Origin of the sequence: Salidesulfovibrio brasiliensis JCM 12178, from assembly GCF_001311825.1 — a bacterium.
Lineage (GTDB): Bacteria > Desulfobacterota > Desulfovibrionia > Desulfovibrionales > Desulfovibrionaceae > Pseudodesulfovibrio > Pseudodesulfovibrio brasiliensis.
The window spans coordinates 1-22,904 of record NZ_BBCB01000047.1; the positions used below are offsets into that span (position 1 = coordinate 1).

Consider the following 22,904-nt stretch of genomic DNA (forward strand, 5'->3'; position numbering starts at 1 on the left):
CTCGGCGGACTCGGCTGGGTGGCCGGAGGCGTAACCAGGGCCATGGGCGCGCTGCGCCGCTTCAAGCCGGAAGCGGTCATCGGCTTCGGCGGATACGCGGGCTTCTGCCCGGTGCTGGCCGCATGGCTCATGGGAACCCCTACGGCGGTACACGAGCAGAACAGCCGTCCGGGCGTCACCAACAAGGTGCTCGGCAAGCTGGTCAAAAAAGTCTTTCTGTCCTTTGCGGATGACACCGACGCCTTCCCGAAGGCCAAAACCGTGCTGACCGGCAACCCGGTTCGCGAAACGATTTTCGCGGCCCGCGAGACCACTCGCGACCACGGCCGCAACCTGCTGGTGCTTGGCGGCAGTCAGGGCGCAAAGCCGCTGAACGACGCCGTCGTCGCCGCACTGCCCGCGCTCATGAAGGCGGGCGTCACCCTGCTGCATCAGGCGGGGAAGAATGAAGAGGAACGCGTCCGGGAGGCATACCGCGAAGCAGGAGCCGACCCCGACTGCGTGAAAGGATTCATTGAAGACATGAACGCGGCGTACCGCCGGGCCGACCTTGTTCTGGCCCGGGCCGGGGCGAGCACGGTCTTCGAGCTGGCCGCAGCGGGCAAGCCGTCCGTTCTGGTGCCCTTTCCGCAGGCAACGCACGACCACCAGACCGCAAACGCCCGCGCCCTTGAACGCGCAGGCGGAACTCTGGTGGTCCCCCAGCCCGAACTGCTCGACGGCTGGATTGAAAGCAACACGGAATCGATGTTCGACGCGGCAACGCTCTCGGCCATGGCCGGAAAGGCGGCAGCCTTTGCACGGCCGGACGCGGCGCGCGACATCGTCAACGGGCTCGAGGCCATGACCTCGGGTCGCGGATAATCGGGAGAGAATATGGCAGCAGCACAGGGACCGACTCTGCACTACTCGGGCGAAAGCTGCCCGGCGATGCGTTCGCGGGTCAACACCATTCACATGGTCGGCATCGGCGGCTCCGGCATGAACGGCATCGCCGAGGTGCTCATCAACATGGGCTTCACCGTCACCGGCTCGGACCTTTCGGCAAGCGCGGCGGTTCGCCGCCTGCAGCAGCTCGGCGCGCAGGTCTACATCGGCCACGGCGAGGACAACGTCTGTGACGTGGACGTGCTGGTCAAATCCACCGCCATCCCCGATGACAACCCGGAGCTGGTCAAGGCCCGCGAACTGGGCGTGCCCATCATCCCCCGCGCGGAGATGCTGGCCGAACTCATGCGGCTGCGCACCGGCATCGCGGTGGCCGGAACCCACGGCAAGACCACCACGACCTCCCTTCTGGCGACCATCTTCACCGAAGCGGGCCTCGACCCCACGGTCATCATCGGCGGCCTGCTGAACACTTACGGCGCCAACGCCCGACTCGGCGACGGCGACCACCTCATCGCCGAGGCCGACGAGTCGGACGGCTCCTTCCTGTTCCTGCCGCCCATCATCACCGTTGTCACCAACGTGGATGAAGACCACATGGATTTCTACGACGACATCAAGGCCATCGACGACTCGTTCACCACCTTCATGAACAAGATTCCCTTCTACGGCATGAACGTGGTCTGCGGCGACGACCCCGGCGTGCAACGCCTGCTGCCCCTTATCAAGCGGCCCTGCATGACTTACGGCCTCGGTAAGGACAACCGGCTGCGCGGCGAGATCATCACCTCGCACCTTCGCAGCATGTTCAAGGTTTCCCTCGACGGCGAGCCGTGGGGCGAAGCCACCGTGGCCCAGCCCGGCAAGCACAACGTCCTGAACGCGCTCGGCGCAATCGGCGTGGCCATCGAGGCCGGTCTGGACAAGGAAGACATTCTGCGCGGCCTTTCCAACTTCGGCGGAGTCGGCAGACGCTTCGAACGCAAAGGCGAACGCAAGGGAGTTCTGGTGGTGGACGATTACGGGCACCACCCGGCAGAGATCGTCGCCAACCTCGAAACCGCCAAGGCCTGCTACCCGGACCGCCGCCTCGTGGTGGCCTTCCAGCCGCACCGTTTTTCACGCACGCAGGCCTTGTTCGGCGACTTCTGCAAAGCCTTTGAAAAGGCCGACCTGCTCCTGCTCACCGAAATCTACCCCGCGTCCGAATCGCCCATCCCCGGCGTGAACGGGCTTTCACTGGCGCAGGGCATCAAGCAGGTCAGCGATGTCAAGGTCCGGTTCTTCCCGGATTTCGACACCATGCAAAAGGAACTGCCAAAGATTCTCACGCCCGGCGACTGTTCATGACACAGGGCGCAGGCTCCATCTGGACCGTCGGCGAGAACTGGCTGAACGAAGAAGAAGGCGAGGAATAAAGAACCAATGGCAATGGTCATCCGCAGACACGTTTCGCTCAGCGAGCGCACCACCCTGAAGATGGGCGGCGAGGCCGCGTGCGAAGTGACGATCCGCTCCGAAGAGGACTTCGACGAGCTCGGAAAATTCCTCGGCAGCGAGATTCTGCGCCCGTTCGTCATCGGCAAGGGCAGCAACCTGCTCGTGGCCGGAGACGTCTCGGACGTGGCCCTGCTTCGCGTCGACTCCCCGATCACGCCGCAACGTGTCGAACAGACGGAACGCGGACTCGTGTTCCGCGCCCGTGCGGGGCACAAGCTTCCCGGCCTGCTCGGCTGGGCGCAGAAGGCGGGCCTGACCGGCATGGAAAACCTCACCGGGATTCCCGGCACCGTGGGCGGTGCCGTGGCAATGAACGCAGGTTCCTACGGCACGGAGATGCAGGATGTCGTCACCCGCGTGTGCCTCTGGACCCCAAGCGAAGGCCTCGAATGGGTCGACGCCGAGGACTGCATTTGGGGCTACCGGCACTTCACGCCCGGCAAGGCCTGCCGCTGCCTGATCTGGGAAGTGGAGATGGCGTTGAAACAGGACTCCCCGGACGCAGTGCGCAAGCGGATGCGCACGATCATCGACAAGAAAAAAGCCACACAGCCGGTTACGGCATGGACAGCCGGATGCGTGTTCAAGAACCCGGAAGGCGACAGCGCCGGGCGTCTGCTCGATGAGGCCGGATTCAAGGGCCGCAGGCTCGGCGGCTGCGGGTTCTCCAAACTGCATGCAAACTTTCTTGAAAACCTCGGCGGCGGAACGGCCGACGAGGCCATGGAACTGATGAACGCCGCCAAGAACGCGGTGGCCGAACAGTTCGGCATCACGCTTGAAACGGAGGTGATCATACTGTGAGCACCATTACTCTCGGCAAAAACAGGCCGCGCATGAGCAGAAAAGTATCCAACAAGCGCCGCAAGGCCCCAAGGCGTTCCTCGGGAACCGGGGCGTTCCGCGTGGTGCGAAACGTCCTGTATACGCTCATCGCTCTCGGAGCGGTCGGCGTGCTCGGCGTCATCCTGCTGTACGGATACCGTCTGGTCACATCGCACAGCTACTTCAACCTGAGTGAAGTGGTGGTCAACGGCAACGAGCACCTCAGCCGGGGCGAAGTCCTGAAGCTGGGACACGTTGAGCTGGGTAAAAACAGCGTGAATCTGAACGTCTCCGAAGTGGAGCGGCTGGTTTCCAACAGCCCGTGGGTCACGGCCGCAACCGTGCGCCGCGAGCTGCCCAACAGACTCTACGTGGATGTGGCCGAAAAGAAACCGGCCTTCTGGACCGTGCATGAACGCCACCTTTACTTCACGGACGCGGAGGGAGCGATCATCGCCGAGGCACGGCCCGGCGAGCATGCCTCCCTGCCTCTTCTGCGCAAGGCGGGGACGGTCCACGGCGGCAGCAATGCGCTGGCCGGATTCGTGGAGCATGTTCGCTCAGGGAAGGCTCCCTTCGGCATGGAGCAGGTGGCGTGGGTTCGCGTGCTGCCCAGCAGGCAGATCGAGGCGCAGCTCGACGGCATCAACCTCACGCTCATGCTGGACATGGACCGCTGGGACACGCAGCTGGAGCGCATCAACACCGCATGGCGCGACCTCGCGCGGCGCGGCGAGTTTTCGAAAGTCGCATCGGTGCAGGCCACCGGCGACAAGGTTTGGGTGAGACTGCGCGGATGAGGACCGCGCAACAACATAGACAGGGAAGAAAGGAGACATTTCCATGGCCAGAAACGACCTGATCGTCGGCCTTGATGTCGGGACCACAAAAATCTGCGTAGTCGTCGGCGAGGCAACCGGCGACGGCGGCGTGGACATCATCGGCATCGGCACCTCCCCCTCCACCGGACTCCGGCGGGGCGTGGTGGTGAACATCGAAAAGACCGTGCAATGCGTGAAGAAGGCGCTCGAAGAGGCCGAACTCATGGCCGGATGCGACATCCGCTCCGTGTACGCGGGCATCGCCGGAAGCCACATTCAGGGCTTCAACAGCCACGGCGTCATCGCCGTCAAGGGCGGCGAAGTGACCCAGCGCGACGTGGACCGCGTCATCGAGGCCGCCAAGGCCATCGCCATCCCCATGGATCGCGAGGTGCTGCACACCCTGCCGCAGGAGTTCATCGTGGACGACCAGCGCGGCATTGCCGACCCGTTGGGCATGGCGGGCGTCCGGCTTGAGGTGAAGGTGCACATCGTCACCGGCGCGGTGACTTCGGCGCAGAACATCATCCGCAGCTGCAACCGCTCGGGACTGGACGTTTCCAACATCGTCCTCGAATCCCTCGCCTCCAGCAAGGCCGTACTCTCCCCGGAAGAACGGGAGATCGGCGTGGCGCTGGTGGACATCGGTGGCGGCACCACGGACCTCGCCATCTTCAACAAGGACAGCATCAAGCACACAAGCGTGCTGGCGCTGGGCGGGCACAATCTGACCAACGACATCGCCTACGGCCTGCGCACCCCCATGGTGGCGGCCGAAAAGATCAAGCTCAGCCACGGCTGCGCCATGAGCGACCTCGTCACCACCGACGAGATCATCGAGGTGCCGAGCGTGGGCGGGCGCGAGTCGCGCACCATGAGCAAACGCGTGCTGGCCGAAATCTGCGAGCCGCGCTGCGAGGAAATACTGGCCCTTGTCGATCAGGAACTCATCAAATCCGGCTTCAAGAACATGATCGCCGCGGGCGTGGTCCTCACCGGAGGAACCTGCCTCATCGACGGCATGCAGGAGCTGGCCGAACAGATTTTCGACCTGCCGGTCCGGATAGGCTACCCGACCGGAATCGGCGGACTCGTAGAGGAAGTGAACAGTCCGAAGTATGCCACTGCCGTCGGTCTGCTGCTGCACGGCGCGGGCGAGGAATCAGGGCCGCGACAGCGCGCCTTCAAGATCCGCGACGACTCGGGATTCGACCGCATTCTGGGCAGGATGCGCAAGTGGTTCACGGACATCGCCTAAAAACAGGGAAGGAGGACAGAAATGGAATACTTTGAAATCGAACACGACACCAACGCCAAAATCAAGGTAGTCGGCTGCGGAGGCGGCGGCGGAAATGCCGTCAACAACATGATCCAGTCCGCGCTCAAGGGCGTGAAGTTCATCGTTGCGAACACCGACGCGCAGGACATCCACAAATCGCTCGCGGATCACAAGATCCAGATGGGCGAAAAACTGACCAAGGGTCTCGGCGCGGGCGCAACCCGGAGATCGGCCGTGAGGCCGCCATGGAGTCCGTGGACCAGATTCGCGCCTCGCTTGAAGGCGCAGACATGGTCTTCATCACCGCAGGCATGGGCGGCGGCACCGGCACCGGCTCCGCACCGGTCGTGGCCGAAGTCGCCCGCGAAATGGGCGCGCTCACCGTCGGCGTGGTGACCAAGCCCTTCTACTTTGAAGGCCGCCGCCGTCTGGATTCCGCCGAAAACGGCATCAAGGCGCTCTCCGAGGTGGTTGACTCCATCATCACCATCCCCAACGACCGCCTGCTGCAACTGGCCGCCAAGAAGGCTGCCTTCGCCGACATGCTCAAGCAGGCCGACGAAGTGCTCTACTACGCGGTCAAGGGCATCGCGGACCTCATCACCGTGCACGGCCTCATCAACCTCGACTTCGCGGACGTCAAGGCAGCCATGGCCAGCTCCGGCATGGCGCTCATGGGCACCGGCATCTCCTCGGGCGAAGGACGCGCCAAGGAAGCCGCCATGAAGGCCATCACCAGCCCGCTGCTGGAAGACGTGTCCATCGAAGGCGCAAAGGGCGTTCTGATCAACATCACCTGCGGCCCGGACATGCTCATCGACGAGGTCTCCGAAGCCGCCGACATCATTTACAAGGAAGCGCACGAGGACGCCGAAATCTTCTTCGGTACCGTCTTCGACCCGGACGCGGGCGACGAAATGCGCATCACCGTCATCGCCACCGGCATCCAGCAGGCCATGGAAGAGCCCGAGCCGCAGATGTCCAAGGCCGACCAGCAGAAGCTCATGCTGCTCGGACCCCGCGGCATGTCCCGCGGCGGACAGCAGCAGGCCGCTGCCTCCGGCAGTGCCAAGATGCGCGAAGGCCATCGCCGCGTTGTGGAGGAAAACAGAAACATCCCGGCATACCTCCGCAAGGGCGGTGCCGCTGCAACGGCCGAAGAGCCTGCGCAGCAGGTTTCGCGCCGCGCGGTTGCCGGTCCGGGCGAAGAGGAGTTCATCTTCGAGGAGGACGACTTCGACGTGCCCGCCTTCATCCGCAAGAACGCGGACTAGGGCCGGAACGCTTCGTGAGGAATTTGCCAGACCGCGCCTTAGCGGGCGGAGGGGTTCGCCATAGCTGACGCAAAGCGACTCTTGTTTTACGGCCGGGCGGAGCCACAGGCTCCGGATCACGGCGGTCGGCTGCCCACGGCCATCGTGGTGCCCGGCGGCGAGGGACTGGCAGTGTCCACTCTCGGCTGGCAAGCCGTTTATCGTCTCCTAGCGGAGGAGCCGCATCTTGCGGTTGAGCGCGTGTTCCCGGACAAGTCCGGACACGGCCCCGATGGCGGAGAGCCTGTGTCGAGGGAGGCATCCCACCCACTATCCTCATTCCCTGTCCTGGCCTTCAGCGTGACGTATGAGGAGGATTACCTCCTCCTCGTCAGGACGCTAGAGGCCTCGGGCGTTCCGTCGGAAACGGCGGACGCCCGGACTTCCCTCTCGTCATGGCGGGAGGGCCCCCTGCGTTTCTCAACCCCGCACCCATCGCGCCGTTCGTGGACCTCTTCTGGGTAGGCGAGGCCAATGACGATCAGGTGCAGCTCATGCTGGACCTGCGCGAGCACATCTTCGCGGGCGGCTCCAAGCAGGACTTCCTGAACATGGTCAAGGACCGGCCGGGCGTCTACGTCCCGGGCCTGTCCAAGACACCGGTTCGCCGGGTCGTCTCTTCCCTGGGAACGGACCTGCCAGACCCCGCGTGGTCCTGCTTCGTCAGCCCTACGGCTACGTTCAAGGACACCCTGCTGCTGGAGGTGAACCGGGGTTGCCCTTACGGTTGCAGGTTCTGCGCGGCCGGGTACATCTACCGTCCCCCCAGACATGCAGACATCGACACCATGAAGGAAGTGGTGGAGCACTCGAACCCGCTGAAAGTGGGCCTCGTGGGCACCGCGCTCACGGACTGGCCCGACCTGCTGCCTTTCCTCAAATGGCTGAAGGAGCGCGGCACCAAGTTCTCCCTCTCCTCCATGCGGGCGGACGGCATAACCGAAGAGTTGCTGATATTCCTTCGTCAGTGCGGGATCAGGACCATCACGCTGGCACTGGAAGGCGCAAGCGAGCGCATCCGCAACATGGCCAGCAAAAAGCTCGACCCCGATGATTTCCTGAACGCCGTCAGGCTCTGCGCCCGGTACGGCGTCAATCACCTCAAGACCTACCTCATCACCGGCTGGCCCGGCGAGACTGATGAGGATTATGAGGAGCTCTCCGGATTTCTGGAGAAGATGGTACGCATCAGGTCCGAAGAGCCGGGCGGAAGGAAGAAGTCCTTCATGCGCATCACCATGGGCGCAAGCTGCCTTGTGCCGAAGCCGTGGACCCCGTTCCAGTGGGCACCCATGGCTACCGAGGAACAGCTTTCACGACGTCTCAGGCAACTCAAAAAGATCGTCAAGCCGCACAGGGGCGTGGCGCTGACGCACGACAACCCGTTTCAGGCACGCCTACAGGGCCTTCTTGCGCGAGGTGACGAATCCGTCGCCGGGTTCATCATGCTGGCAGCCCGGCATGGTGGCTGGAAAAAGGCGCTCAAACGCTGGGACGGCGACCCAGAATACTATCTCGACCGCACACGCGCCGATGATGAGACCTTTCCTTGGGAATGCATCGACATCGGCGTCAAACGGGCCTTCCTGCTTCGCGAGTGGCATCACGCGCTCAAGTCCTCTGTCACTCCCGGTTGCCCCGGCACCGGATGCGAAACCTGCCGCGCCTGCGGCGTCCACGAATTTTCCAAGATTCAGGAAGTCTAATGGCCTTTTGAGCCGGATGAGGCTATCGTGCCCGTCATGGACAGAAGAAAATTCCTCACAGGAGCCGGGGCACTTGCCCTGACCGGATGCTCCCGTACACCCGAGCTTGAACACCGCCGCCGCGTGAACTGGCGCATGGCCACTTCATGGCCCGCGGGGATGCCAATCCTTCAGGACGGTGCGGAACTCTTCGCCCGCAAGGTCGCAGACCTCACCAACGGACAGTTCAACATTGAAGTATTTGCCGCCGACGAGCTGATGAGCGGCTTTGCCGTATTTGAAGCCGCCTCAAGGGGCGACATAGACTGCTTCCACAGTTCATCCTATTACTGGGCGGAAAAAGTACCGGGATGCCAGTGGTTTTCTTCGGTTCCCTTCGGCCTGAACACGCAGGGATGTCTCTCGTGGCTGTTCAGCGGCAACGGCATGAAGCTCTGGGCCGACCTCTATCGCAAGCACAACCTGATCCCCTACCCCATGGGAACCACCGGCTCCCAGATGGGCGGCTGGTTCAAGGACAGGGTCGAGACTCTGGAAGACATTGCCAATCTGCGCATACGCATCCCCGGTCTGGCCGGAAGAGTGTACTCCCGACTCGGGGCCACAGTCTTCTCGCTGCCCCTGAGCAAGATATACACGGCCATGAAGGACGGCACCATCAACGCCGCCGACTGGGTCGGTCCGCATCTGGACAAGCGCATGGGGCTCGATAACCTCGCGCCCTATTACTACTACCCGGGCTGGCACGAACCGTCAGGAATCCTCGAACTCGGCATCAACGCGGCGTCCTTTGCCCAGCTTCCGCCCGACCTTCAGGCCGTGGTCAAGGCTGCGGCCCAGTGGGTCACGCAGTACATGATCGCGGAGCTTTCCGCCAAGAACGCCGAGGCGCTCTACGAAATCCGAAGCGGGGGCACTGTCGAGGTCATCTCCTTCCCCAGAGAGATCATCGAAGTATTTCACCGCACCTCTGAGCAGGTTCTTGAAGCCGAGGCAGGAAAGGACGTCATGGCACGCACCATCAACGAGGACTACAAGCGGTTTCTCGCCCGCTGGGTTGACTGGGGGATGGTGGAGAGCGTCGGCTACTTCGACATGATGCGCTAGCCGTCCCGCCCGGAGCGCCCTGCTTGCCGGGCATGAAGGACGTGCGCAGGAAGCGCGGACTCAGAAACACGAACGGATTGCGAACCACCACGTCCGGGAGGATGTGGTACCAGCGGTACCCAAGCGATCGGAAGAACGCCTTTGCCTGCATGCGGTAGCCTGCATCGCTGGCCGCGCGAATGGCCGCATCCCGCTGGCAGCGGGAGCGAGCCACGGCCGCGAGAATCCGCTCATGAAAGCCGTAGCGCAGGAACATGGCCCGAAGCCGCCGGTACTCGCGGTTGCGCGAAATGCCGTCAGCTCCGGCGAAGAACGCCACCAGCAACCAGAACACGGCCCACAGGCAGAGCAGGCCCCCTGCCTCCATCTCTCCCCGAGTTTCCAGCACAAAGGCCCATAGCGTGAGGCATGCCGCAATGCACACGGAAACAAACGCCGTGGCGTGCGGCCACGGTGCGGCGAGAATATAGCGTATGAGTGCGTTGTTCGACGTGCGCTGCATGATGGGGTCTTCCTAAAAACCGCCTAACCACAGTCGCCCGTCCAGTCAAGAAAAGTCGGTCAGCGGACGTCGGAAAAGGCAAGCGTCAGACCGAGCCCAACCAACAGGCCGCCCGCGCCCATGTTCAGCCCACGCTCCACCTTTGGGCTACGGCGCAATCTGTTGCCCACTACGCCGCTGAAGAGCGCCACCGCAGCGAACACGCAGAACGAGACCAGCATGAACACCCCGCCGAGGACGAGCATCTGCACGGCCACGGGTCCTTTGTCCGGGTCGGTGAACTGGGGGAGGAAGGCAAGAAAAAAGAGGGCGACCTTGGGGTTGAGGACATTCGCCACGATGGACTGGCGAAAAATCACGCCGAGAGGGATTCTGCGCCTGTCGCCGTTGATCGCGCCGGAAGCACCGGATGCACGAAGCATCATTATGCCTATGTAGATCAGATAGGCGGCTCCGGCGAACTTGATGACCATGAACGCGGTTGCCGAGGCGGCCAGTACGGCAGAGATGCCGAGCGCGGCGAACAGGGTATGCACGATGACGCCGAGATTGAACCCGGCGGCGGCACACAGCCCGGCCTTACGGCCCTGCGCCAGCCCTCTGGCCAGCACATAGAGGATATCCGGCCCGGGCGTCAGGGCCAGCAGGAACACGGAACCTGCGAATATGGAGAGTTGCGTGATGTCGATCATGAGGGAAAAGGCCGCCGCACGGAAAACCCCGCGCGGCGGCCGGAGTTTGTTCGTCTAGGCGATGCCTGCAAGCAGAATCTCGCCGAATTCCTTGCAGCCGACCTGCTCGGCACCGGGAATCTGGGAGGCGAGGTCCACGGTGACGCGACGCGCGGCCAGCGCTTTTTCCACGGACGAGCGCACCAGCGCGGCGGCCTCTTCGTATCCGGCGTGGTCGAGCAGCATGGCTCCGGACAGGATAAGGCTGCCGGGGTTGGCCATGTCCTTGCCCGCGATGGTCGGGGCGGTGCCGTGGGTGGCCTCGAACATGGCAAGCTTGTCGCCCATGTTCACGCCCGGCGCTAGGCCGAGTCCGCCGACCTGCGCGGCCAGCGCATCGGAAATGTAATCGCCGTTCAGGTTGGTGGTTGCCACCACGGAATACTGTTCCGGGCGCATCAGGCACTCCTGGAACATGGCGTCCGCAATGCGGTCCTTGACCACAACCGCGCCTTCCTCGCCTTCCTTGACGCAGGTTCCGGCGAACTCCTGCTCGGCCACTTCGTAGCCCCAGGCCCGGAACGCGCCTTCGGTGGTCTTCATGATGTTGCCCTTGTGCACGAGGGTCACGGAGTCACGACCTTCCTTCTGCGCGAACTCGATGGCCCGGCGCACCAGCCGCTTGCTGCCCGCCTCGGTCATGGGCTTGATGCCCACGCCTGCGGCGAGATCACGTCCGCGCCCAGCTCGTCGCGCAGGAACGCGATGAGCTTTTTGGCTTCAGGAGTGCCGGAAGCGTATTCGATGCCCGCGTAGACGTCCTCGGTATTCTCACGGAAAACAACGATGTCCACGAGGTCCGGCCGCTTGACCGGGGACTCAATACCCTCGAAATGACGGATGGGACGAATGCAGGCGTAGAGGTCGAACACCTGACGCATGGTGACGTTGAGGCTGCGGAAGCCCTTGCCCACCGGGGTTCCCAGCGGGCCTTTCATGGCGAGTTCGGCCTTGCCGAGGGCGTCCATGGTGGCTTGGGGCAGATACTCGCCGGTCTCGGCATACGCCTTTTCCCCGGCCAGCAGCTCTACCCACTCAAGGGTCTTCTCCCCACCGTAGGCCTTGGCAACCGCGGCATCCAGCACGGGCAAGGCAGCAGCCCAGACTTCCGGCCCAATGCCGTCTCCTTCAATGTAATATACGGTGCGCTTCGTCAACACGACCTCCATAGGCTATTAAAAGAATGACTTTTTGACAAAAAAGAGAAGTGCACCATACTCGCGAACACTTTCGTTGGCAAGTCTTCGGAAAAATGTCGATTGATTTGAAAATGGGGGTACTGTAGCGTGCCGGGATGATCGCAAGCATGCAAACAGTCATGGCACTGGTGGACGGCGCGGAACGGATCGCCGTGCTCACGGGCGCGGGGGTATCCGCAGAGTCCGGCGTCCCGACGTTCCGGGGCGAGGACGGCCTCTGGAAGAACCACCGGGCCGAGGAACTGGCCCACCCGGAGACATTCTCGCGCGAGCCGCACCTCGTCTGGGAATTCTACAACTGGCGGCGCTCGCTGCTCTCGAAATGCAAACCCAACCGCGCCCACCACGCGCTGGCCGCTCTGGAGGCCCACGCCTCGTCAATGCTGCTCATGACCCAGAATGTGGACGGCCTGCACCACATGGCCGGGAGCCACAACGTCATCGAGATGCACGGCAACATCTGGCGCGTGAAGTGCACCCGCTGCACCTATCTTGCCGAAGACTACTCCGAACTGCCGGAACTGCCCAAATGCCCGTCCTGTGGCGACCTGCTCCGACCCGACGTGGTCTGGTTCGGCGAACAGCTGGAGCCCGGCACCCTGCACTCCTGCGTCGAGGCCGCAGCCCATGCCGACATATTCATGACCGTCGGCACTTCCGGCATTGTCCAGCCCGCCGCGTCACTGGCCGACCTCGCCAAAAGACACGGCGCGGTCACCGTCGAAATAAACCTCGACCCCACCCCCAACTCCGGCCTCGTGGACTTCTCCCTGCAAGGCAAGGCCGCGGACATACTCGACAAACTCATCCCATAGGCTGCATTCAAAAACACGTTATCAACGTATGGACATAAAATTCGTTTTTAGATAGACGAGCCTATCATGAAAAACAATAAGACGAATTTTATCGGCTGGTGCAAGAGGCTGCCAAAACGGGCTGGGGACGGGATTGCCGGTGTCGTCCGCAACACGGCCATGCTCAAATGGACCAACTTCGCCCACTTCGTCGTGTTTTTCATCCCCATATCCATTGCCGTTGCCTATGCACAGCATCTTGTTCTGGGTATAGGCCCGCAATCCTTTGTCGAATTCCTCTCCAACTTGGGCAGCCTGTTCTCTTTCAGAAAAGCAGGACTGTTGGCCACGGCCTGCTTCGTCGGCCTGACCACCACTCTTGCCACGCATGTGCTGATTATGGACTGGGCACATATGCCCGAAAAACTGGAAGAAATTAAAAACAACAGCACTGGCCGCACTCAGGTAGGTCCTCCCAAATACATAGAATACCTCTCTTCACACGCAGGGACCCTGCTCACCTCGCTGGGAATCCTCGGCACCTTTGTCGGGCTCGCGCTCGGTACCGCCAACTTCCATGGAAAGGACACGGACCTGACCGAGTTGATGCTTTCCCTGTCCGTGGCCTTCTGGTCCAGCGTTTTCGGCATCTCATGGGCTCTGATTCTCAAGCTCTCCAAGGGCTTTTTCTCCCGAAGGTCTGAACTGGTGCACGATGTGGTCTCCACCCTAAGAGAACTCGACAAGACCACAAAAGATCAGACTGAAGAAATACGCAGAGCCATCCATTCTGCCGCAAGCTTCCCGTCCTATCGTGTCTCACGCGCCGTGAAAGTCGAGGTCAGGAATGCCATGGACAAGTTTTGCACCAACTTTAAAAGTCAGGTCGACCGCATCAAGGAAGACCTTGATACGATGCACAAGCACAATCTTGAAGCTCAGCGCAGCCAGGCCGAACTCATTCAGAAAGCGATGCACAACGCCAGCACCACTCTGGAATCATCCATCAAAGAAGCTGCCGAAGTTATCCGGGGCGCAAACACCGACACGGCGACCATCTCCTTTCAGGCAGCCACGGAAGCAAAAAACGCCTACAGGGAGGCAGCCGGGCTTTTCGAAGAACAGATCGCGCTCACCCATCAGCTTGTCAACAGCATGCGGACTACGGATGCGGAATATGCAAAGCATGCCGCCAAGCTCGGTGAAGCTGTCACCAGACTAAGTAACTATGCGGAACAGTTCAGGGAGGCATCCAACACCTCGGCAAAATGGAACGAATCCCTGAAGGGGCTCGGCAAGGCGGCGAGCGACATAGGAAATATGACCGGATACATAGCCAAGACCGTGGAACAGCAGAATCGTGCGCTCAAGAAGATCGCCGGTGAACGGGCGACCAACCACCCGCACGGCTATGACCCCAACAACCTCGGGCACCTCGCCGCCTCGATCAACGGCGTGTCCCGCCGCATAGAAACGTTCCTCAACCAATTCGGAGAGGCCGATGAAAGCGGGCGATGAACACTGGATATCGCTGTGCGACCTCTTCGGCGCCTCGCGGCGTTTTTCGTTTTCGTCGGGGTGAGCCTCACTGTGGCCCTTGCTCCAGCCGACACCGCCGGGTCGGCCTCGGACAACGGCACCCAGCCCATCAGGGTCGGGGGCGGCAGTCCGATCAAAGAGGAGCACGCCGAGGCGAAAAAGGATCTCCCGCCGGGCGTGGTGGCCGAGGAAGGACTGCTCAAGATCAGCTACAGCGCCAAAATGATCGGCAACGGCAAGTATCTGCCCGAGGGCAACATGACCGCCGTTTGCAAAGAGATAGTGCGGCGCTTTGACATGCACGATGCCAGCAAGGTCGCGCTCATAGGCCACGCCTCATGCAAAACCAAGTACGGGATGCATCGGAACCAGTCCAAAGAATACACGGAGTTCAGCGACGAGTTCGACAAGGACTTTGGCGTCAACGCGCGATTCTCCGCACTGCGCGCACTCGAGCTGTTCCAGAGCTGCCTCGAATGCAAGGACAAGGCTACGCGGAACTGGTTCAACAGCAACCGGGACATCATCCTCATCGAGGGTCGCTCCGAGATCGAGGCTGGCCTGAACATGGACGACGGGGTGCCCTGGTGCCTCAACCGCAAGCTCCCGGACGAAGCCGAAGCACGCTACCGCCGGATAGACGTCCAGTTTATCCGCGCAGCCAAGTCGCCACCCTCCGCAGAATGACATTTTTGCAAGCCCCCACCATCCGGGAACAATTATCCCCACTTTTTTCGCATATCGAAAAATTCACCCTTTTCACTTTTTGTTTTACGTGTTTTAATCAATCTCAACCTCCGATGTGGACAATAGCGCCTCTTCGGGGTACGTTGGCGGCCATTTTTATGGGCTGAATAACACGGAACCACTCCGCATCCAGCCGGAAGCGATGGAGTTTTCATATGGAAATACTCACAATGAACAAGGGATGCGACGCCAGCTTCATTGAAGCGGTGAAGCAGGAGTCCGGTCAGGACCCGGCGCAGTGCTACCAGTGCGGCAACTGTACCGCGGGATGTCCGTACACCTTTGCCTACGACATCCCCGTGAACCAGATCATGCGCCTGTTGCAGGCCGGGCAGAAGGAGAGGATTCTCAAGTCCAAGTCCCTCTGGCTGTGCGCAACGTGCGAGTCCTGCACCACCCGATGCCCGCAGGGAATCGACGTGGCGCTCATCATGGACGTGCTCCGGCACATGGCGCGGCGCGAAGGACACGCAAGTGTCAAAAATGTCAAAACTTTCTACGACGGTTTCCTCGAATCCGTGAAACGGCACGGCCGCGTCTTCGAAGTGGGCGTTGCCGCCAACTACAACCTGAAGACAGGCCGCTTCTGGACCGGGGCGGACCTTGCGCCCAAGGCCCTTTCCATGGGCAAGCTGGAGTTCAGGCCGCATGAAATCAAGGGGCGCGAGGAGATCACCCGCATCTTCCGCCGCCACCTGCAGCGCGAGGAGGCCGGGAAATGAGCCTGATGAAGATTCCGTACTATCCCGGCTGTTCGCAGGAAGGCTCGGCCCGCGAGTACGACATGTGTACCCGCGAGTGCCTGAACGGCCTCGGCATCGAGCTTGTGGAGATCGACGACTGGAGCTGCTGCGGCTCCACCCCGGCCCACACCGTGGACCACAAGCTCTCCGCCGCGCTCTCGGCCCGGAACCTCGAACTGGTTTCCGCCATGGGCCACAAGAGCGTCACCACCCCCTGCCCGAGCTGCCTGACCAACCTGAAAGTCGCCGAGCACCGCATGGCCGACCGCGAATTCCGCGCCGAAGCCAACGAACTGCTCGACAAGCCATACAGCGGCGGCGTGACCACCAAGTCGGTCCTCCAGATCATCTACGAGGACTACGGCGTGGAAGCGCTCAAGGCACGCGCCGTCACCAGCCTCAAGGGGCTGAGCTTCGCCCCCTATTACGGCTGCATCATGAACCGCCCGCCGGAGATCATGCGTTTCGACCACCACGAGAACCCGGTGGCCATGGACCGCATCGTGGAAGCCCTCGGCGCGGAAGCCGCACCGTTCCCCCTCAAGGTGGAATGCTGCGGCGCGGCCTACGGCGTGCCCCGCTCCGACATTACGGCCCGCCTCACCGGACGCCTGCTTGACGCGGTGGAGGACTGCGGCGCGGACGCGTGGTCACGGCCTGCCCGCTCTGCCACATGAACCTCGACCTCAGGCAGCAGCAGGTGAACCGCAAGGAGCGCAAGGGCTTCAACATCCCGGTGCTCTACATCACGCAGGTCATCGGGCTGGCGCTGGGCATCGCCCCGGAAAAGCTGGGCATGGACCTGCACGCGGTGGATCCCCGTCCGCTGCTCAAAAAGCTGGAGGGAGGGGAATAAATGAGAATCGGCGTATTCGTCTGCCACTGCGGCAGCAACATCGCAGGCACCGTCGACGTTGTCAGCGTTGCCGAAGCATCCAAGATGTTCCCGGACGTGGTTTACGCCACGGACGAAGTCTATACCTGCTCCGAACCGGGCCAGAAGGCCATTCAGGACGCCGTGCGCGAGCACAGGCTCGACGGCGTCGTGGTGGCGTCCTGCTCGCCCCGCATGCACGAGAACACCTTCCGCCGGGCCATCGAAAAGGCCGGGCTGAACCGCTACATGCTGGAGATGGCCAACATCCGCGAGCACGTCTCGTGGATCGGCAAGGACAAGGAAAAGAACACCTTCAAGAGCACCGAGCTGGTGCACATGGCCGTGGAGAAGCTGCGGCGCAACCAGCCGCTGGTGCCAAAGACCTTCGAGATCGACAAGACCGTGCTGGTGGTCGGCGGCGGCGTGGCAGGAATTCAGGCCGCGCTGGACTGTGCCGACGGCGGCCTCGACGTGATCCTCGTGGAGCGCGAATCCAGCATCGGCGGCAAGATGGCCAAGCTGGACAAGACCTTCCCCACCGTGGACTGCTCCACCTGCATCCTCGGCCCCAAGATGGTCGACGTGGCCCAGCACCCCAACATCACGCTCATGACCTCCTCGGAGGTGGACGAGGTGAACGGGTACGTGGGCAACTTCGAGGTGACCATCCGCAGGAAGGCCACCTATGTAAACAACGACCTCTGCACCGGCTGTGGCCTGTGCTCCGCGAAGTGCCCCAGCAAGAAGGCGCTCGACAAATTCAACGAAGGGGTGGGCCAGACCACGGCCATCAACATCCCCTTCCCGCAGGCCATCCCCAAGAAGGCGGCCATCGATCCCGAATACTGCATCAAGTTCACCAAGGGCAAATGCGGCGTCTGCGCCAAGGTCTGCCCCACGGGCGCGGTCAACTACGAACAGCAGGACGAGCTGAAGACCGTCAAGGTCGGCGCGGTCATCGCCGCCACCGGCTACTCCCTGTTCGACCACACCCGCCTCGAACAGTACGGCGGCGGCCGCTACCCGGACGTTGTCACCTCGCTGCAGTACGAGCGCATGCTCTCGGCATCCGGCCCCACCGGCGGGCACATCAAGCGCCCCTCCAACGGCGAGGAGCCGAAGAACATCGTCTTCATCCAGTGCGTGGGCTCGCGCGACAAATCCATCGACCGGCCCTACTGCTCCGGATTCTGCTGCATGTACACCGCCAAGCAGGCCATCCTGACCAAGGACCACCTGCCCGACTCCCAGAGCTACGTCTTCTACATGGACATCCGCGCGCCCGGAAAACTCTATGACGAGTTCACCCGCCGGGCCATGGAGGAATACGGCGCCCGCTACGTGCGTGGCCGTGTTTCCATGGTCTACCCCAAGGACGGCAAGCTGATGGTCCGCGGCGCGGACACGCTGGCCGGAACCCAGATGGAAGTGGACGCGGACCTCGTGGTGCTGGCCGTGGGCGCGGAAGCCGAGACCGGCGCTCCGCAACTGGCGGAAAAACTGCGCATCTCCTACGACAAATACGGATTCTTCCTTGAAGGGCACCCCAAGCTCCGCCCGGTGGAGACCAACACCGCCGGGGTTTTCCTCGCCGGGTCCTGCCAGGGTCCCAAGGACATCCCCTCCTCGGTGGGACAGGGCAGCGCGGCCGCGGCCAAGGTGCTGGCCCTCTTCGCCAAGGACATGCTCGAGTCCGACCCCGCCGTGGCCGAAGTCAACCAGCGCCGCTGCGTGGGCTGCCTCAAGTGCGTTCGCACCTGTCCCTTCGGGGCGATCAAGGAGATCGAGGCCCGCGACGGCTCGACCAAGGCCGAAGTCATCGACACCGTGTGTCAGGGCTGCGGCATCTGCTCCGTCACCTGCCCGCACGGGGCCATTCAGCTCAAGCACTTTACCGATAACCAGATACTCGCCGAGGTGGACGCCTTATGCCTGTCATGGATGGACGAGAACTACGCATAGTCGGGTTTCTCTGTAACTGGTGCTCGTACGGCGGCGCGGACACCGCGGGCGTGGCCCGTTTCGACCAGCCGACCGACCTCAGAATCGTGCGCCTGCCCTGCACCGGACGCATGGACCCGCTCTTCGTGATCAAGGCCCTGCTTTCGGGTGCCGATGGCGTGCTCGTCTCCGGGTGCCACCCGCGCGACTGCCACTACTCCGAAGGCAACTTCTACGCCAGACGCCGCCTCGAAGTGCTCAAGCAGTTCCTGCCCGTCACGGGCATCGACCCGGAACGCTTCGAGTACACCTGGGTTTCGGCCTCCGAAGGCCAGAAGTGGCAGGAAGTGGTCACCAAATTCACCGAGCGCATCCATACGCTCGGACCCGCGCCCGTCATTGCGGACGCGGCCGAACGGCTCAAGGCCGCCAACCTCGGATGACCGGGAGGAAAGCATGTCCCGACTGGATACCCTCAAAGAACAGATCAGAAAGGCGCTGCCCGATCTCGACCTCGTGATCGGCTGGGAACGCGGCTTCGACCCGTTTCACGCAACGCCCTTTCACATAAAGGAAGAGGCGGACATCGACCGCCTGATCTTCGACGCCACCTGCGTGCACAACCTCGCCTCCTTCCTGACCGGCCTCGCCGGGAAGAAGGTCGGCGTGGTGGTCAAGGGCTGCGACTCCCGCACCGTGGTGCAGCTCATTCAGGAAAAACTCATCGACCGCGAGTCCGTGGTCATCTTCGGCCTGCCCTGCACCGGCGTGCTCGACAAGGCCAAGCTCAAGGCCGCCGTGGACCTCACCCGCGTCAGCGCCCTCGACGTTGACGGCGACACCGTCCGCATCACCAGCGGCGATGAGACCGTGGAGAAGGACCTCAAGGACCTGCAGGCCACCAAATGTGATTCCTGCAAGTACCCCAACCCCCTCGAATTCGATCATCTGGCCGGAAAGCCCGTGGAACCCCACGGCGACGAAGCCGTCCAGTACGACCGCATCAAGGCCTTCGAAGACACGCCCGTCGAGGAACGCTTCGACTTCTGGGTGGGCGAGATGGACCGCTGCATCCGCTGCTACGCATGCCGCAACGCCTGCCCGCTCTGCGTCTGCCGCGACCACTGCATCGGCGACTCCCGCGACCCGCACTGGCTCTCGCAGGAAACCGACATCCGCAACAAATGGATGTTCCAGCTGATCCACGCCATGCACCTTGCCGGACGCTGTACCGAATGCGGCGAGTGCGAACGCGCATGCCCCATGGACATCCCGGTGCTCATGTTCAAGAAAAAGCTCAGCTCCATCGTCAAGGACCTGTTCAACTACGAGTCCGGCGTCGATCCGACCGCCGTGCCGCCGCTCTTCACCTTCCAGGTGGACGAGGAAACCATCAACGAAAGGGGCTGGTAAATGGCAAAGACCGTATTCCTGCCCGAAGAGAATCTGGACGCATGGGTCAAGGCGCTCGCCGCCGACCACACCGTGCTGGCCCCGGTCCGCGACCGCGAAGCAATCGTCTTCGGCGAAGTCAACGACGCCTCGAACATCCTGCTCGACCAGCAGCCGCCGAGTCGCCAAAGAAGGCCATTTTCCCCCAGACCGAGGACCTGATGCGCTTCAAGCGCGTCAAGACCCCGGAAGAGCCCGAGACCCTCGGCCTTGAACTGGAAGAGACCGTGCCCGACGCAAAAACCGTGGTGTTCGGCGCACGGCCCTGCGGCATCCGGGGCTTCGCCATGTTCGACCGCGTCTACGCCACCGACCGCGTCACCGACCCCTACTACAAGGCCCGCCGCGACAACACGCGCTTCGTGACCGTCGCCTGCACCGCCCCCATGAACACCTGCTTCTGTCACTGGGTCGGCTCGGGCCCGGCTGACGACGATGGCACCGACGTGCTGCTCGTGCCCGTCGAAGGCGGCTACGCTGCCCGCGCCGTGTCCGACGAAGGCGAAGCCATGCTCGCGCTGGTCGAAACCACCGAGAAGAAAGGCGTCAAGGCCGAGGCGGACGCCGTGGCCAAGGCCGCCCGCGAAAAGCTCGGCGACGCACCCGACATCAGCGACGTGCCCGGCAAGATCATGGAAGCCTTCGACGATCTCGACTTCTGGACCGAAATGACCGCCGCCTGCGTCTCCTGCGGGGCCTGCACCTACCTCTGTCCCACCTGCTACTGCTTCAACATCACCGACGAGTCCCGCGGGCTCTCGGGCCGACGCATCCGCACCTGGGACAACTGCATGAGCCACAACTACACCCAGGAAGCAAGCGGCCATAACCCGCGCCCCACCAAGGCGCACCGCATGCGCAACCGCGTGGGCCACAAATTCGGCTACTACCCGGACCTCCACGACGGAACCATCCTCTGCTGCGGCTGCGGACGCTGCGTTTCCCGCTGCCCCAACTCCGTGGACATCCGCCGCATCGTCATGCGCGTCAAGGAGCGATAGACCATGTGCGACTGCCAGAATCCCTATCTCCCGGACACCGCCACCATCCTCGAAGTGGTGGAAGAAACGTCCAATATCAAGACCTTCCGCGTCCGCCTCGACGATGAAGACAAAATGAACGCCTTCACCTTCGAACCCGGACAGGTCGGTCAGCTCTCGGTGTTCGGCACCGGCGAATCCACCTTCGTCATCAACTCCCCGCCGACCCGCATGGACTATCTCCAGTTCAGCGTCATGCAGGCCGGGGAAGTGACCTCCGCCCTGCACCGCCTCAAGGCCGGAGACAAAGTCGGCGTGCGCGCCCCCCTCGGCAACGCCTTCCCCGCCGAAGCCATGAAAGGCAAAGACATCATCTTCGTCGGCGGTGGCATCGGCATGGCCCCCCTGCGCACTCTGCTGCTCTACATGCTCGACAACCGCGACGACTACGGCAAAATCTCCGTCCTCTACGGCTCCCGCTCGCCCGCAGACTTCTGCTACAAGGAAGATCTCGACGACTGGATGGCCCGCGACGACATGGAACTCGTGCTCACCGCAGACGGCGCCGACGACTCCTGGCCGCACCGCGTCGGACTCATCCCCCACGTACTGCTGGACATGAAACCCTCGTCCGAAAACGCCGTGGCCGTCACCTGCGGACCGCCCATCATGATCAAATTCACCGTGCAAGCCCTCGAAGAACTCGGTTTCGCACACGAAAACATCGTCACTACCCTTGAAAAACGCATGAAATGCGGCGTCGGACTCTGCGGACGCTGCAACATCGGCACGAAATACGTCTGCGCTGACGGACCCGTATTCACCTACGCCGAGCTCAAGGAACTGCCCAACGAACTGTAATGGTTCAATGTGATATTATTGTATGGAAGGGGCCGATTTTCGGCCCCTTTTTTTGCCTCCGGCGGCCCTCCGGGGGCTCAAGAACCTTTTTCCAAAAGGTTCTTGAGAATCTCCAAAACGTGTTGGCTTGCCAAACTGCACCGCACAGAACGGCGTACCTGTTACGCTGGTTTGCAGTTTGGCGGGGTGGCTTCGAGGGCACGCGATTGATGGGCAAGAGGCTGAGTGTGATGGTAGGAGAAGACGTGAAGGAATGCAGACCTTGGCTGAGTGAAGTTTGATAAGTGAAAACCAGGGCCTTGTTGCGGGGTGAGAGCCGGAAGGCAGATGGGGATTATCAAGGGTTATGACCCTTGATCGGGTGCAGGGCAGCGCCCTGCCCGCCGAAGGCACACGCCCACGGCTCTGAAGAATCGCAAGCATTGCGGATTCCATTGAGAGTAATGCTGGTGTGGTGTAAAATTGTAGTTTGATACGCTGACAAACAGACAAGGAGCAATATTGTGGCACATTTTTTCAAGGCCAATGAGATAGTCAACGCGGCAATCGAAATCGAAACCAAGGGCGAAGCCATGTACAAAAAAACTCATGGACCGCGCGCAGGATCAGGCCGCCAAAAACATCTTCGAATACCTCATGAACGAGGAAAGCAAACACAAAACCCTCTTCGCGGACATGCTCGGCAACCTCGGCGACATCCAGCTGCCCGCATGGAGCGACACCGAAGAATACCAACGCTACATCACCGACCTCATCAACACCCACATCCTGCTCGGCGGCAAGTGGGGAGACTCCCTGCAAGACAAGCTCGAAACCGACGAAGACGCCCTGCGCTTCGCCATGAAATTCGAACGCGACACCATCCTCTTCTTCACCGAAATGGAAAAAATGGTGCCCGACAACGAAAAAGAACACGTGCAGGCCTGCGTCAACGAAGAACGCTCGCACCTCAGAAAACTCGCGGCAATGCTCTAGCAGCGAGATGCCTCCGGCGGGCAGGGCGCTGCCCTGCACCCGCAAGGGGCTATAACCCCTTGACCCCCAGCGTGTTTTCCCGTTTCAGAGCGCGGGCCGCCGCTCCGCTTACGCTACGCGGCGG

Annotated in this window: 20 protein-coding genes and 4 pseudogenes; 21 read left to right on the plus strand and 3 right to left on the minus strand. The window is 62.2% G+C overall.

Annotated elements, in window-relative coordinates:
• The 9 genes and pseudogenes from JCM12178_RS11400 to JCM12178_RS11435 all read left to right on the plus strand — a co-directional run.
• A partial coding sequence (locus JCM12178_RS11400) for a UDP-N-acetylglucosamine--N-acetylmuramyl-(pentapeptide) pyrophosphoryl-undecaprenol N-acetylglucosamine transferase (protein WP_054651489.1) occupies positions 1-864 on the plus strand: 864 nt, incomplete at its 5' end.
• Positions 865-930: 66 nt separating this feature from the next.
• A pseudogene (gene murC / locus JCM12178_RS11405) lies at positions 931-2,306 on the plus strand (UDP-N-acetylmuramate--L-alanine ligase).
• Positions 2,307-2,313: 7 nt separating this feature from the next.
• The gene (murB, locus tag JCM12178_RS11410) at positions 2,314-3,192 is read left to right on the plus strand and encodes a UDP-N-acetylmuramate dehydrogenase (protein WP_054651491.1); all 879 of its coding nucleotides are present in this window, start codon (positions 2,314-2,316) and stop codon (positions 3,190-3,192) included.
• The gene (locus JCM12178_RS11415; RefSeq protein WP_054651493.1) at positions 3,189-4,013 is read left to right on the plus strand and encodes a cell division protein FtsQ/DivIB; all 825 of its coding nucleotides are present in this window, start codon (positions 3,189-3,191) and stop codon (positions 4,011-4,013) included. Before murB ends, JCM12178_RS11415 begins: the two co-directional genes overlap by 4 nt.
• Positions 4,014-4,056: 43 nt before the next feature.
• Complete coding sequence (gene ftsA / locus JCM12178_RS11420; protein ID WP_054651495.1) at positions 4,057-5,292, plus strand: cell division protein FtsA; 1,236 nt, start codon at positions 4,057-4,059, stop codon at positions 5,290-5,292.
• Positions 5,293-5,313: 21 nt separating this feature from the next.
• Positions 5,314-6,587: pseudogene (gene ftsZ / locus JCM12178_RS11425) on the plus strand (cell division protein FtsZ).
• A gap of 240 nt (positions 6,588-6,827) precedes the next feature.
• A complete protein-coding gene (locus JCM12178_RS20990; protein WP_369404518.1) occupies positions 6,828-7,091 on the plus strand; it encodes a hypothetical protein in 264 nt (87 codons plus the stop codon).
• Complete coding sequence (locus tag JCM12178_RS11430; protein ID WP_369404517.1) at positions 7,022-8,332, plus strand: radical SAM protein; 1,311 nt, start codon at positions 7,022-7,024, stop codon at positions 8,330-8,332. The genes JCM12178_RS20990 and JCM12178_RS11430 overlap by 70 nt, the downstream gene beginning before the upstream one ends.
• A 36-nt stretch (positions 8,333-8,368) precedes the next feature.
• Complete coding sequence (locus JCM12178_RS11435) at positions 8,369-9,439, plus strand: TRAP transporter substrate-binding protein (protein ID WP_157054889.1); 1,071 nt, start codon at positions 8,369-8,371, stop codon at positions 9,437-9,439.
• Here JCM12178_RS11435 and JCM12178_RS17825 read toward each other — a convergent pair.
• From JCM12178_RS17825 to icd, 3 genes and pseudogenes are all read right to left on the minus strand, one after another.
• Positions 9,354-9,941: a hypothetical protein gene (locus tag JCM12178_RS17825; protein WP_174888042.1), complete on the minus strand. Its 588-nt coding sequence runs from the start codon at positions 9,939-9,941 to the stop codon at positions 9,354-9,356. The genes JCM12178_RS11435 and JCM12178_RS17825 overlap by 86 nt on opposite strands.
• A 59-nt stretch (positions 9,942-10,000) precedes the next feature.
• Complete coding sequence (locus tag JCM12178_RS11440) at positions 10,001-10,633, minus strand: LysE family translocator (RefSeq protein WP_157054890.1); 633 nt, start codon at positions 10,631-10,633, stop codon at positions 10,001-10,003.
• Between the two features lie 54 nt (positions 10,634-10,687).
• A pseudogene (gene icd / locus JCM12178_RS11445) lies at positions 10,688-11,841 on the minus strand (NADP-dependent isocitrate dehydrogenase).
• A 137-nt stretch (positions 11,842-11,978) separates the two neighbouring features.
• Here icd and JCM12178_RS11450 point away from each other — a divergent pair.
• From JCM12178_RS11450 to JCM12178_RS11505, 12 genes and pseudogenes are all read left to right on the plus strand, one after another.
• Complete coding sequence (locus tag JCM12178_RS11450; RefSeq protein WP_245628737.1) at positions 11,979-12,686, plus strand: SIR2 family NAD-dependent protein deacylase; 708 nt, start codon at positions 11,979-11,981, stop codon at positions 12,684-12,686.
• A 66-nt stretch (positions 12,687-12,752) separates the two neighbouring features.
• Entirely contained in the window at positions 12,753-14,183 is a 1,431-nt protein-coding gene (locus JCM12178_RS11455) for a MotA/TolQ/ExbB proton channel family protein (RefSeq protein ID WP_054651501.1), read from the plus strand.
• Positions 14,184-14,198: 15 nt separating this feature from the next.
• Positions 14,199-14,891: a hypothetical protein gene (locus JCM12178_RS11460; protein ID WP_054651503.1), complete on the plus strand. Its 693-nt coding sequence runs from the start codon at positions 14,199-14,201 to the stop codon at positions 14,889-14,891.
• Between the two features lie 215 nt (positions 14,892-15,106).
• Entirely contained in the window at positions 15,107-15,673 is a 567-nt protein-coding gene (locus JCM12178_RS11465; RefSeq protein WP_054651505.1) for a 4Fe-4S dicluster domain-containing protein, read from the plus strand.
• Positions 15,670-16,550 (plus strand): annotated as a pseudogene (locus JCM12178_RS11470) (CoB--CoM heterodisulfide reductase iron-sulfur subunit B family protein). Before JCM12178_RS11465 ends, JCM12178_RS11470 begins: the two are co-directional and overlap by 4 nt.
• Entirely contained in the window at positions 16,551-18,533 is a 1,983-nt protein-coding gene (locus JCM12178_RS11475) for a CoB--CoM heterodisulfide reductase iron-sulfur subunit A family protein (RefSeq protein ID WP_054651507.1), read from the plus strand.
• Positions 18,500-18,955 carry a hydrogenase iron-sulfur subunit gene (locus JCM12178_RS11480; protein ID WP_054651509.1) on the plus strand — a complete coding sequence of 152 codons (456 nt, stop codon included), beginning with the start codon at positions 18,500-18,502 and terminating at the stop codon, positions 18,953-18,955. Before JCM12178_RS11475 ends, JCM12178_RS11480 begins: the two co-directional genes overlap by 34 nt.
• Positions 18,956-18,968: 13 nt before the next feature.
• On the plus strand, positions 18,969-19,925 hold the full coding sequence (locus tag JCM12178_RS11485; RefSeq protein ID WP_054651511.1) for a 4Fe-4S dicluster domain-containing protein: 957 nt from the start codon (positions 18,969-18,971) through the stop codon (positions 19,923-19,925).
• A complete protein-coding gene (locus JCM12178_RS19755; protein WP_245628738.1) occupies positions 19,926-20,126 on the plus strand; it encodes a hypothetical protein in 201 nt (66 codons plus the stop codon). It abuts the gene before it with no gap.
• Positions 20,126-20,965 (plus strand): 4Fe-4S dicluster domain-containing protein, encoded by an 840-nt coding sequence (locus tag JCM12178_RS11490; RefSeq protein WP_245628739.1) that lies wholly within the window; start codon positions 20,126-20,128, stop codon positions 20,963-20,965. Before JCM12178_RS19755 ends, JCM12178_RS11490 begins: the two co-directional genes overlap by 1 nt.
• 3 nt (positions 20,966-20,968) lie before the next feature.
• The gene (locus tag JCM12178_RS11495; RefSeq protein WP_054651513.1) at positions 20,969-21,805 is read left to right on the plus strand and encodes an FAD/NAD(P)-binding protein; all 837 of its coding nucleotides are present in this window, start codon (positions 20,969-20,971) and stop codon (positions 21,803-21,805) included.
• 588 nt (positions 21,806-22,393) lie between these two features.
• Positions 22,394-22,780 (plus strand): ferritin-like domain-containing protein, encoded by a 387-nt coding sequence (locus JCM12178_RS11505; protein ID WP_083465891.1) that lies wholly within the window; start codon positions 22,394-22,396, stop codon positions 22,778-22,780.
• Positions 22,781-22,904 lie beyond the last annotated feature (124 nt).